Here is a 13429-nt window from a genome sequence, read left to right as displayed (position 1 = left end):
AAGTCAAAGAGGAATTGACAAGTAAAGAGGGAGCCCGCATTTATGCCAAACGCAAGGTGGATGTCGAACCTGTATTTGGTAGGATGAAGGGTGTTTTTGGCGTGCGCAGAGTTCATGTCAGAGGTCAAAAAGTGGTTGAAACCGAGATAGGCTTCCTCCTAATGAGCATGAATCTAACGAAATTGACTAAGAAATTAGTCCAAGAGAGTAGAAAAAGAAAGAAAAACACAGACAGTTCGGCTGGATTTCATCAAAATCAGCTCAATCTGTCTGTGTATTTTTTAGTTATTGGCTAGTTATTGGCTAGTTTTTGCCCAGCCTCACCTGAGCCTAGAAATAAAAAAGCGAAGTGTTTTAACCCGAGCTAAAAAATATAACAGCGAGGCTTGTTTGGGGGAGTGAAACAGTTCGGGGAACTGTTTCAGCTGGTCACCTTAAAACGAAAAAGTGACCATAGAAGCCCGAGCCTTGAGATGTCAAGCGAGGTGAAAGGTTGGAGATAAGAGCCGACAGCAGTCGGCTTACCAATGGCTAAGGTCCAGTGGCCCTTTTCTACTAGTGGGAGATGGGAACTGACGGAAGTCAGTTTACAGCTGTTCAGCTTTGAAAATCAAGTTAAAACTTCGTTAAGTCGCTTCGATGAACCTTAAGTTCAATCTTCAGCTCCTTGCCTAGTTTTATTCTTGATTTTCTTTGCGTATTAAAGTCAGTATTCAGCTTTGAAAATCAAGTTAATGCTTCCTTAAGTCGCTTCGATGAGCTTCAGCCAATCCAATCAATCCTATAATAAGTCAGGCAAGCCCTGGCTTTTTTTTATTTTGTTATCGTTGCAAAAAAAGTATTATTATAGTATGCTATAATTATATAAATGGAAATGGATTGGAGGTCTGAACTGTGTTTTACTACCTTAGAAAATGCAAGTTGGCAATAGTTGCTTATATTGCTGTGTCGGTGGTCTATGCTCTGATTTTAGCGGCAACGGGTTTTATTTATGCGCGAGTTTCGGAAGCGGCCTTATCTGGTGACCAAAAGGCATTTATGACTAGTTCGGTGATTGCAGTGGTATTCTTTTTATGTGACGGCTATTTTGACTATCTGCCGCGCTATCTAAAATTTAAGTTGATCAATCAGATAATGGAAGAGACGCGCAATCAATTAGTGACTGTCTATGCGCGTGAGGACTTAGGAGAGGCAGCAAAAGACAGTCAGGCAGATAAGGTCCATGTCTTGGTTCATCATCTGAACATCTTAGAAACTACCTATCTAACGCCGCTTCTATCCATGGTGACAAGCATATTAGTCTTTAGTTTTTCCTTGATTGGGGCTCTCTACCTTCAAGGAACCATGGCTATGATCATGTTGGTGCTCTGCTTTATTCCATTTTTGGCTCCGGTGATTAATAAGGGGATTTTAGCTCGTGTGACAAAGGACAGTCAGGAGGAGAAGAATGCCTATCTCGCCTTGTTTAGTGAGTTTGTAGAAGCTCTCTCTTTTATCCGCATCAGCACCATCACGCCAGTTTTTCAAGAAAAGCTGGCGGTATCTAGTCAGGAATACACTAGGCGTGCTAACCGTTTTGCCCAAAAACAATCCCAGACCTATGCGGTTTCCTACAGTTTGAGCAGCGTAGTCTATTCAGGTTCCTGGATTATTGGAGGGATATTTGTCTTCCAAGGTCTGCTGAACATTTCGGATTTGATTGCTATGACAACCCTGATGGGAACTGTAGCAGGTCCTATCCAAACCATGTCAGGCTTGCTGACGGATTATCTTTCTAGTCGGACGGTTGTGGAGGAGTTGACAGGTCTCTTAAATAGGAAGGAAGAAGGTCAAGCTGCCAAGCCAGTTTTGAAGGAATCCATTACGAGCCTTGCTCTGGAAGGGATTGATTGTCGCTATCAAGACCATCTGATTGTGGAGAATTTTTCTTATCTTTTTCACGCCAATAAAAAATATGCTATCTTGGGCAAGAGCGGGAGTGGGAAGACGACCTTGCTCCGCCTCTTGCTGGGGATTCAGAAACCAGAGGCTGGAAGAGTCCTGGTCAACCAGAGGAATCTGGCAGAACTGGATCAGCTTGCCCTCTTTCGGAAAATTTACTACCTACCGCAGAAAACCAATCTATTTACAGCTAGCATCGGGGATAATTTGACCTTGTTTGCGCCTTTAGATGAGAATAAAGCAATGGGTTGCTTGCGGCAAGTTGGTTTAGAGGACTGGTTCTATCGGCAGGGAGATGGATTTGCTACTCTCTTGACCTCTTCTCAGCAATTATCAGGTGGGGAAGAGAGACGGTTTGATTTGGCGCGTGCCCTTTACCGTGATGCAGAGGTCTTTTTATTTGATGAACCTACAACAGGCTTAGATTCTCAAAGCGAACAATTGATTGCAGATAGTCTCGAGAAAATAAGGGACAAACTGGTGATTGTTGTGACACACTCTCAGGAGGAAAGTTTTTTAGCCCTCTTTGATGAGCAGGTTCATCTATCAGTTTGACAGCAGCAAAAACTCTTCTGGGGTTTTTGCTTTTTTTATTCCAAATTTTTCGGTAAAATAAGGAAAAGTAAAAAAGGAGTAAACAAATGGGTTTGTTTTCAGGTTTGATGGGCAATGCCTCGCAGATGAATAATGATAAGGTAGAGCAGGATTTGGCAGATATCCTTTTGGATGCTGAACAGGTGGAGATGGCCTTTAGCTTGGTTCGTGACTTGATTGTCTTTACTGAGTATCGTTTGATCTTGGTGGACAAGCAAGGAATGTCTGGTAAGAAGGTTTCATATAAGTCTATTCCCTATCGTTCGATTTCGCGTTTTACGGTCGAAACCTCAGGCCATTTTGACTTGGATGCAGAATTAAAAATTTGGATTTCTTCTGCGGCAGAGCCTGCAGAAACTCTTCAGTTCAAGAGTGACAAGAGTGTTATTGCTATTCAAAAAGCCTTAGCATCCGCTGTTTTGGGGAAATAAACCTAACAATCTCGGTGTAGAATGAGTAGAAAGTGTATCCGCTTTCTACTTTTTTTGATATACTAAATATAGACAAATCCAGTAGGTGTTTTTATGTCAAAGATAGGTTTAAAAGATTGTTTACTGATTGTTATGGGTGGGATCTTGTATGCCCTAGTTTTGAATATGTTGGTTATTCCCCATGAGTTTGGAGAAGGTGGGGTCACAGGGCTTGCCTTGCTTTTTTACTACACTATGGGCATGGAAGCAGGGGTAACAAGTTTTATATTCAACGGTGTTCTCCTTGTTTTGGCCTACCGTTTTTTGAGTAGAGTAAGGGTCTTCTATACTTTTTTGGCAGTGGGTTCTATGTCGGTGACCATGTATGTGACAAGATTTCTACAAGCCCAATGGCTTCCGCTTATTCCCTCTGCTATTTTAGCTGGTCTAGCGACTGGTTTGTCCATGGCCCTGGTTCTTAAAGGAAACGGCTCAACAGCAGGCAGTGACATTGTTGCCCTATTATGTAACAAATATTTCAATTGGAAGATTACAAGGGTTATTTTGATTTTTGATATTTTGGTGGTGACACCCTTGGCTTTTAAAATTGGTTGGACCAAAACGTTTTGGACCTTGATTATGGTCTTTCTTATCAGTAAATCCTTAGACTTATGTTTGACCAAATGGAAATAGGATAGAACCTGTATTCACCAGTCAGTACTGGACGGTGAGTATAGGTTTTATTTTTTGAATTGGCTTCTTTCCAAACTTTTTTAATTTTTTGACTTGACGCTGTGTTATTTGTGTGATACAATTAAGACATCAAAACAAAGATACAAAAAAAGGAGACTTGTATGAATAGAGAGAATGTCTTGTTGCGGATTGAGGGGATGAGTAAGGTCTATGGTCAGCAGGCTGCGGTAGATCAGGTATCCTTCGCCATCCAGCGTGGAGAGATTTGTGGCTTGGTTGGGCAAAATGGTGCGGGGAAAACAACTCTGATCCGAATCTTGTCAGGGCTGATTTTTCCCTCGGCTGGTCAACTGGTCTTTCCAAAACCAGTTAAGATGGGGGCTATTATTGAGTCGCCTACCCTGTATCCTAACATGTCTGCCTGGGACAATCTCATGTATGCAGCTCTGCAATTATCCCCAGAAAATCCAAAGGAGCGTATCCAGCAGGTGCTGGACTTAGTGGGTCTGGGGGATGTGGACCGGAAGAAGAAGGTCAAGAATTTTTCGCTTGGGATGCGGCAGCGGATGTCCATTGCCTTAGCGATTATTGACTTTCCAGAGTTTTTGATTTTGGATGAGCCCATCAATGGTTTGGATCCGTCTGGGATCAAGGAGGTACGTGACATCATCCTGCGCTTGCGGGATGAGTACGGAATGACGGTCCTGATTTCTAGTCATATCTTGTCGGAGTTGGAGTTGTTGGCAGACCGCTTTGTCATCATGCACAAGGGCAAGGTCATTCGTGATTTGACCAGGGCTGATTTGGCAGCGGTTGTGGCGAGAAAGCTTTATCTGGATACGGCAGACAATGCTCGTGTGAAGGCTTATTTGGAAGAAAAGGGGTTTGCCGTTAGTCTGGAAGAGGCTGGTTTGGTCTTGGATGCGGATGAACATGTTCAATCTCTTATTGATTTGGTTGGTCAATCAGGGGTTGACATTCTGGAGATTTACCGTCAGGGTCAGCATTTGGAAGAGTATTATTTGGGTTTGTTGAAGTAGGAGGAAATGGAAAATGAATTTGGTGAAAGCAGATTGGTATCGTATTTGTAAGGAAAAATTGTCCTTGGTTAGTCTGGCAATCTTGATTGTCCTCAGTCTGATTTTGGCTTATAGCAGTCGAGAGGAGCTGAGCTCTACAGGTGCTCAAGAGATCTTGTCCAATTGGGCAAATTTATTACCGCTTTTCTTTGTGACTCCAGCTAAAATTTTCTTTGGGGAGGATTTCCAGTTTAGGACAGTTAATAATAGTCTGGTGCGTACTCAGAACCGTTTGAAGATTTTTACTCACAAGTGGTTGTTTAGTGTGGGACTTTGTGTCTTCTATGTCTTATTTGCCTATATGCTGACTGGTTTTGCTCGTCAAATGATGAATGGAGCAACAGATTACGGGGTTCTTTTAGAAGGTTTTGTTTATCAGTTGCCCTTTTATATTGTGATTGCTAGTTTTTGTACAATCTTGTTTGTCATTTTCCCAAAAATCTATCAGGCTTACATGGTCTATATTTTGATTGCCTTCTTGTTTGATCAGTTGTTCATGATGGCGACAGGCATTCTTCTTAAAACGGATTTTTTTGCGGACTTTATGATGTTTTCACAAGTATCTGTGGCAGCTGACTTGGAGAACTTGCTTTCTTGGCCATCAATCTTGGCGCGGGTCTTTAGTTTGGGCTACTTCATCTGCGGTGCTCTGCTATTTTCAAAAAAGGAATTGAAGTAAGAATAGGCAATCTCGAGAGAGGTTGCTTTTTGTGAAAACGTATTATTTTGATTTCCAAGGTAAATCCTCACCTTAATGCTGAGAATGTGTTATACTAGGTAAGTTGCAAGTCTGATACTGGTTTACTCTGCGAAAATCAAAGCCATCCGTTGTCAACTCGTCTTGGTGAGTGAAAAGCTCCAGTGGAGCTTTTCAGCCTGTTACCTACAAACAAGGAAGTAACAGTGTTCTACCTTCGACTAATTGACACGAACAATGTTCGTGGGATTTCCCACCTCCAATAGTCACTACTCTGACTGTTGTGACACGAACAATGTTCGTAGGATTTCCCACCTCCAACAGTCTATTCCTAGACTGTTGTGACACGAACAATGTTCGTAGGATTTCCCACCTCCAACAGTCTATTCCTAGACTGTTGTGACACGAACAATGTTCGTAGGATTTCCCACCTCCAACAGTCTATTCCTAGACTGTTGTGACACGAACAATGTTCGTGGGATTTCCCACCTCCAACAGTCTATTCCTAGACTGTTGGAGCTAGGCTAATTTTGATTTTCATTGAGTAGTAGTTCGCTGCCAGTGGAAATAGTTGTTACAAAAAAAGTGAGATAAGGTAGCTTCGCACTGCCTTTTAGAAAAGAGAATACATTGAAATTTACTGAATTAAATCTATCAGAAGACATTTTGCTTGCCGTTGAGAAGGCTGGTTTTGAAACGCCGTCACCAATCCAGGAGCAGACCATTCCGCTTGCTCTGGAAGGAAAAGATGTGATTGGTCAGGCCCAGACGGGGACAGGGAAAACCGCAGCTTTTGGTCTGCCAACCCTCAACAAGATTGACATCGACAATCAAGCTGTTCAAGCATTGATTATTGCCCCAACGCGTGAGTTGGCGGTGCAGAGTCAAGAGGAGCTTTTCAAATTTGGTCGTGAAAAAGGAGTAAAAGTTCGCTCTGTTTACGGTGGTTCAAGCATTGAAAAACAAATCAAGGCTCTTCGTTCAGGTGCTCACATCGTTGTTGGTACACCTGGTCGTCTCTTGGACTTGATCAAACGCAAGGCTCTCAAGCTTGACGGCGTTGAAACCCTCATTCTTGACGAAGCGGATGAAATGCTTAACATGGGCTTCTTGGATGATATTGAAGCCATCATCGAACGTGTGCCAGTAAGTCGCCAGACCCTTCTATTTTCTGCGACCATGCCTGAGCCAATCAAGCGTATCGGTGTCAAGTTCATGAAAGAGCCTGAGCACGTTAAGATTGCGGCTAAGGAATTGACCAATGTCAACGTGGACCAATACTATATCCGTGTCAAAGAAAATGAGAAATTTGACACCATGACACGCCTTATGGACGTTGACCAGCCAGAATTGTCTATCGTCTTCGGTCGTACCAAACGCCGTGTTGACGAATTGACGCGTGGTTTGAAATTGCGTGGTTTCCGTGCAGAAGGTATCCACGGAGATTTGGACCAAAACAAACGTCTGCGTGTCATCCGTGATTTTAAAAATGACCAAATTGATGTCCTAGTTGCGACGGACGTTGCAGCCCGTGGTTTGGATATCTCAGGTGTGACACATGTCTACAACTACGATATTCCACAAGACCCAGAAAGCTATGTGCACCGTATCGGTCGTACAGGTCGTGCTGGTCAATCCGGTCAGTCTATTACCTTTGTATCTCCAAACGAGATGGGTTACTTGGCTATCATCGAAGATTTGACCAAGAAACGTATGAAGGGACTGAAGCCGGCAACTGCTGAAGAAGCCTTTGAAGCCAAGAAAAAAGTTGCTTTGAAGAAGATTGAACGTGATATGGTTGATGAAACTATCCGTAGCAATTTTGATAAGTTTAAGAAGGATGCGGTTAAATTGGCAGCTGAATTTACCCCTGAAGAGCTTGCTCTCTACGTACTCAGCCTGACCGTGCAAGATCCAGATAGCTTGCCAGAAGTGGAAATTGCGCGTGAAAAACCGCTACCATTCAAGTTTGCGCCTGGTCAAGCCAAGGGTAAAGGTGGACGTGGAGGTCGCGACCGTGATCGTGGAGGTCGTCGTGACGGTGACCGCAATCGAGATCGTGGAGGACGTCGTGGTGACCGCAATGACCGCAACCGTCGCGATGACAAGTTCAAACGTGACAACCGCCGTCAAGATAATAAAAAACCACACCAACGCACCTCAAGTGAAAAGAAAACAGGCTTTGTAATTCGCAATAAGGGTGAGAGATAAAAAGTATATTTATACAAGGAGTATTTCCTCAAGGGGGATACTCTTTTTTATTTGTTAAAAATAGACTTGTTTAACAACGCATAAAATTCAAGCAAATATAAAAATGTTCTAGTGATTATCTTTCTGTTGAAATAAACAGAAATCTGAACATCTGTAAATAAATAAAAAATATACCTATGCATATATATATCCTATAAGCCCAGCATATAGTCTAGTAGACTTACTTATAGTTACGCATATTCCCTTGAAAAAATCCTTAAAAAATGATAGTATATATATGTCCATCAAAGACGGATGTTGATATATAGAAAGGAGTCCTTTTATGAAAAAAGGCAAGAAAGGTTTCGATTGGTACGCTGCAAGACAGCGGTTTTCAATCAGAAAATTTCATTTTGGTGCTGCCAGTGTACTTTTAGGAGTATCTCTAGTCTTGGGTGCGGGGAGTAAGGTAAGTGCTACCGAGGAAATACCGGTTTCTCCTCCTGTGCAAGAAGTTGTTGTTAGTGAAGATAGAGCAGATGGTTTGCCACTTTCAGAAGAAGTTTCGTCGGAAACATCGACACTTTTGCCTGTTAGTGAAGATGTAAAGGAAGAAGTGGTCACAGACCAAGTTCAACCAGCTGACGTTTTGCAAAGTGAAGAAGTCCAGACGGAACCAGCTCCCCTTGTGGAAGAAGAGGTTTTGTCTAGACAAGCTGTGCTTACTTATACTGTCCGCTATATTGACCCTACGAATGAGGTAATTTCATCAGAAACCTTATCCATAGAGCTGACAACTGTTGATCAGCAAGCTAGCTACAGTCTGGTAGTAGCATCTACATTACCAGAGGGCTATCGTCTGGTAGTAGACCAGGATGCTCAACAGACTGTGAATATCCTTGAAGGTGTGGATAATCTTATTACCTTCCGCGTTGAGAAAATAGAAAGTGATGAGGCTAAGCCAAATGCAGAATCGGTTTCTAGTCAGGAAGTCGTAAAAGATTCAGGTACTTCTCCAGCGGTAGAAAATAAAAGCGCTATCTCAGACGCTCAACCATTTGCAGAAGCTCCTGAAGTTCAAGCTAAGTCAGTCATAGAACGTACAGTCAATATTCCTTATAAGGTTGTTCAAACGGATGTGGAAACAGGTGAAGAGAAAAAGCTTGGTCAAGTAGGCTATGTTTCTGTTACGACTACTGATGAGGTGGCTAAGACTGAGGTAACTATCACTGCTGATAAGCTTCGTTCAGGTTATCGTCTAGCAGATGGGCAGCCGAATGTCATAACTAAGGTTGTTGCTGAAAACGAAACCAACATACTTTCCTTTGCTGTAACTCGGAAAAAAGATGAGAAGGATAATCCGCTGACAGAAATGACCGTTGCAGCTAGTGGTAATGCGGAAGGGACAAGTGGTTTTAGGGCTATCGAAAATGCTACAAGAAGTGCAAATACTGTATCTTATGTAACGACAGAGTGGATTGTTCCTGATGAGGCTAAAACAGCGGGTGCGAATTTTGACAAGGCAGCTAGCGATGCAAGTGTGACTGCGACAACTACTGTTGTTCCTGAAGCATATAGAACGACTTTACCAGAAGGACGTGAAGTCTTTATGGTATTAAATCTAGCTTCGCAAAAAGAACCAAATCAAGCAACGACTTTTAATAACAAATATAAAAAAGACTATTTCTTCCAATTTTCTACAGCTAAAGAAGGAGAAATAAATAAAGTATATGCAGATCTAGTTGATAAGCGTCAAAGTAATAAAATTTTAGAATCTATAGAAATTGCTCAAGGTTCTACAGGTAAGTTTAATACTCTAGCTCAATACGAGAAAGATAACTATACATATAGATTTCAATTTACTCCTGATCCAAGTAATTCTACGAGCAAAAATTTAAAAATTAATAATCCACACGGTGGTAATGTCAATACAGTCATCTATGATAAGGTAAGTCCAAAATCTGTTGGTACAGAACTGAATATTCACGATGTTTTGGTTCCAGTTCGGACAACACAAGAAACGAAATATGTTGTAAAAGCGACAGATAAGAGAGCTGAAACTACCCTTGCTACTTTTATTCAAAAAGGAGCATTGACAGGCGATAGCTACACGATTGCAGGTGCCCTAGATTTTGATAAATATGAGCTAATTGCCGAAGATGTTCCAACAGTTCTTAAGGGAGATTTAGCGGCAGATTACAAGGTGGGTGCTAAAACGATTCAAAGTATCATGACGCACAATTTGGTGCGTGTATTGGAAGTGACCCAAAAAGATGGTACCCATAAAGCGCACATTTATTTATTAAATCCAGATGGTAAAAATATGTTATCCCTGGATAAAAATACTAAAATCACCGAAGCAGACCTTACTTCAGAAAACTTTATTAAGTTCTTTACGTCAGAAGAAATTGTTCCTGGAGCAGTAAATACTTTAGAAGGTAGTCATAGCTATACTTCTAAACATCAGTTTGAAAGTTATAAAACTAAGCCTAAAACTGTTACAAATGTGATAACAGGGGAAACGAATAATTTTCCTAGAAATAATGAAAACTTCCCTGAAGGTAATTTCTTTATTCCAGAGCACAAAGCGGTCAGCTTGAAAGGTAAAGATGGTAAACCTTTTGGGTTCGGCGGTGTGCAGATGAAGCTGGTCAATGACAATGTTGCTAATGAACAACATGTGACCTATTACTATGCTGAAAAAGGTAGCGTCATCATTCACTATGTGAATGATAAAGGGGAAACGATCAAGCGTAGTGCTACCCTTGTTGGACATGGGGCAACTGGTGAACAGTACGATACAAGAAATTATAAACATTTCATGGTAACTACGGGTGAAGGTGATGCGATAGATCAGTATTATTTAAGGCGTATTGATCCATCAACTTCTACTCTAAGGCCAGTTACCGAAGATCCTAATGAACTTAGAAGAATCGTAAAAATTGATGCTGAAACAGGTGTTGTCGAAAGAGATACTTTAAAAGAATTGACTTATGTCTACGAAAAAGCAGCAAAAGCATTAATGGAGATCTATTTAAGACCAGTGGATGTTGAAACGGGGAATGTAGCCGGTCCTGATAAGTTGTCTCATACTATAAGGGAACAAGGTGAAAAAGGAACTATTATTTCAAAACGTATTACGCTTGATATTCTACAGACCTATATAGATAAAGGGTATGAAGTAATTAGTGATGGTTTTTCTAATAAAACGACTTACTTCGATAGTATTGAGGATGGAGTCGGAACCGTAGCACCAAGTCAAGTTTATAAAATTATCTTGCGTGAAAAAATTAAGACGGTAACTCCTGATGCTCCTAAAGAGCCAAATACTCCGATAGACCCAACTAATCCAACTGGACCTAAATATCCAGACGGAGTAAAAGAAAGCGACCTAAACGAAACAGTAAAACGTACAATCAAGTATCAATACGAAAACGGAGCAGAGGCAAGACCGACAGTTGAAGAAACATTGACATTTACTCGTACCGCTAAGGTAAATGTCGTTACTGGAGCTCTTGCCTATACCCCATGGACATCAGCTGACAATGATTTTAATGAAGTTGTTTCTCCTGTTATTGACGGTTATGAAGCAGATAAGTTAATTGTCGAAGCAGTTCAGGACGTTCCGGAAACGGCGCAAGATACAGAGATTATAGTTACGTATAGTAAAGATACACAAAAAGCAACCATCACCTACCAAGATGAAGCAGGTAAGCAGTTGGGTGAAGTAGACCAAGTGACAGGTAAGTCAGGAGAGCCTATCGACTACAGAACAACAGATCGAATTACAAAACTGACAAACCAAGGATACGAATTAGTTCGTGACGGCTTCACTAAAGATGGTGGACAAGTCTTCGACACGGATAAAGCTACGGACCAAGCCTTCACCGTTGTTGTGAAAGACCGTGTTGTAACGGTCACACCAGACAATCCGAAAGATCCAGGCACTGAGGTTGACCCAGGTAACCCAGACGGACCGAAATATCCAGACGGCGTCAAAGCTACAGACCTAAACGAAACAGTAAAACGTACCATCAAGTACCAATACGAAGATGGAAGAAAGGCTAAGGATGATGTCGTAGAAACCTTGACCTACAAACGTACCGCAACTGTTAACTTGGTAACTAAAAAAGTGACTCCTGGCGACTGGACCTCAGCTGATGATGACTTCGATAAGGTAGATACCCCAGCAATCGCAGGCTATACTCCAGACAAGGCAAGTGTGGCAGCTGAAGAAAATATCTTGGCAACCGCAGCTGACACTGAAGTCATCGTGACCTATGTCAAAGACGCCCAAAAAGCAACCATCACCTACCAAGATGAAGCAGGTAAGCAGTTGGGTGAAGTAGACCAAGTGACAGGTAAGTCAGGAGAGCCTATCGACTACAGAACAACAGATCGAATTACAAAACTGACAAACCAAGGATACGAATTAGTTCGTGACGGCTTCACTAAAGATGGTGGACAAGTCTTCGACACGGATAAAGCTACGGACCAAGCCTTCACCGTTGTTGTGAAAGACCGTGTTGTAACGGTCACACCAGACAATCCGAAAGATCCAGGCACTGAGGTTGACCCAGGTAACCCAGACGGACCGAAATATCCAGACGGCGTCAAAGCTACAGACCTAAACGAAACAGTAAAACGTACCATCAAGTACCAATACGAAGATGGAAGAAAGGCTAAGGATGATGTCGTAGAAACCTTGACCTACAAACGTACCGCAACTGTTAACTTGGTAACTAAAAAAGTGACTCCTGGCGACTGGACCTCAGCTGATGATGACTTCGATAAGGTAGATACCCCAGCAATCGCAGGCTATACTCCAGACAAGGCAAGTGTTGAATCTGTTCAAGATGTTTCGGCAACTGATCCAGACACTGAAGTTATCGTTAGATATGTGAAAGATTCTCAAAAAGCTACCATCACCTACCAAGATGACACCGGTAAACAGCTAGGAGCTATTGATGAGGTGAGCGGTAAGTCAGGTGAGCCAATCAACTACAGCACAACTGATCGTATTAAAGAGCTTACTAACCAAGGCTACGAAGTGGTTCGTGATGACTTCACCAAAGACGGCGGACAGGTCTTCGATACCGATAAGGCTAGTGACCAAAGCTTCACTGTTGTTGTGAAAGCTAAAACTGTTACAGTCACACCAGAAGATCCTAAGAATCCAGGTACTGAGGTGGACCCAGATAATCCAGCCGGACCAGAATGGCCAGATGGCTTGAAGGAAAGTGACCTCAATCAAACCGTCACACGAGTTATCAAGTACCAATACGAAGATGGCTCAGAAGCTCAGCCAGATGTTGTTGAAACGCTGACCTACAAACGTACTGCGACCGTTAACCTAGTGACTAAAGAAGTGACTTATGGTGACTGGACCTCAACTGATGATGACTTCGACAAAGTAGACACACCAGCTATTGCAGGTTACACACCAGACAAGGCAAGTGTCGAAGCTGTTCAGGATGTTCCGGCAACTGATCCAGACACTGAAGTTATCGTTAGATATGTGAAGGACGCTCAAAAAGCCACCATCACCTACAAAGATGACAAAGGTAAAACGCTTGGTACTGTCGATGAAGTCACAGGTAAGTCAGGCGAGCCGATTAACTACACCACCACAGCTCGTATTACAGAGCTCACCAACCAAGGTTATGAAGTGGTGACAGACGGCTTCACTAAAGAAGGTGGTCAAGTCTTCGACACAGATAAGGCTACAGACCAACCATTTGAAGTCGTCGTAAGAGAAAAAGTAGTAACCGTCACCCCAGAAGATCCTAAGAATCCAGGTACTGAGGTGGACCCAGATAATCCAG

General features: G+C 42.3%; 7 protein-coding genes and 1 pseudogene. All 8 read left to right on the top strand.

Features of this window, described 5'->3' with window-relative positions; all coding sequences use genetic code 11:
• Positions 1-198 (top strand): annotated as a pseudogene (locus C1E58_RS12390) (transposase); the annotation flags it as partial.
• A gap of 723 nt (positions 199-921) precedes the next feature.
• Positions 922-2496, top strand: a complete 1575-nt coding sequence (locus C1E58_RS05590; protein ID WP_161951280.1) for an ATP-binding cassette domain-containing protein — start codon at positions 922-924, stop codon at positions 2494-2496.
• A gap of 86 nt (positions 2497-2582) precedes the next feature.
• Positions 2583-2966: a PH domain-containing protein gene (locus C1E58_RS05585; protein ID WP_105114637.1), complete on the top strand. Its 384-nt coding sequence runs from the start codon at positions 2583-2585 to the stop codon at positions 2964-2966.
• Positions 2967-3059: 93 nt separating this feature from the next.
• A complete protein-coding gene (locus tag C1E58_RS05580) occupies positions 3060-3638 on the top strand; it encodes a YitT family protein (RefSeq protein ID WP_105209671.1) in 579 nt (192 codons plus the stop codon).
• Positions 3639-3799: 161 nt separating this feature from the next.
• Positions 3800-4678 carry an ATP-binding cassette domain-containing protein gene (locus tag C1E58_RS05575; RefSeq protein WP_105209670.1) on the top strand — a complete coding sequence of 293 codons (879 nt, stop codon included), beginning with the start codon at positions 3800-3802 and terminating at the stop codon, positions 4676-4678.
• Positions 4679-4691: 13 nt separating this feature from the next.
• A complete protein-coding gene (locus C1E58_RS05570) occupies positions 4692-5396 on the top strand; it encodes a hypothetical protein (RefSeq protein ID WP_105209669.1) in 705 nt (234 codons plus the stop codon).
• A gap of 648 nt (positions 5397-6044) precedes the next feature.
• A complete protein-coding gene (locus C1E58_RS05565) occupies positions 6045-7625 on the top strand; it encodes a DEAD/DEAH box helicase (RefSeq protein WP_105209668.1) in 1581 nt (526 codons plus the stop codon).
• Between the two features lie 322 nt (positions 7626-7947).
• On the top strand, positions 7948-13429 hold a 5482-nt coding region (locus tag C1E58_RS05560; protein WP_153055824.1), incomplete at its 3' end, for a mucin-binding protein.

It is taken from the genome of Streptococcus suis (genome assembly GCF_002964575.1).
Taxonomy (GTDB): domain Bacteria; phylum Bacillota; class Bacilli; order Lactobacillales; family Streptococcaceae; genus Streptococcus; species Streptococcus suis_R.
Note: the sequence above shows the minus strand (reverse complement) of the source record. Positions and strands in the feature narration are given on the sequence as shown.

Bases quoted from the DNA above. Each gene is read 5' to 3' on its own strand.
- C1E58_RS05585 (WP_105114637.1), top strand. From the start codon at position 2,583: ATGGGTTTGTTTTCAGGTTTGATGGGCAATGCCTCGCAGATGAATAAT.
- C1E58_RS05580 (WP_105209671.1), top strand. From the start codon at position 3,060: ATGTCAAAGATAGGTTTAAAAGATTGTTTACTGATTGTTATGGGTGGG.
- C1E58_RS05575 (WP_105209670.1), top strand. From the start codon at position 3,800: ATGAATAGAGAGAATGTCTTGTTGCGGATTGAGGGGATGAGTAAGGTC.
- C1E58_RS05570 (WP_105209669.1), top strand. From the start codon at position 4,692: ATGAATTTGGTGAAAGCAGATTGGTATCGTATTTGTAAGGAAAAATTG.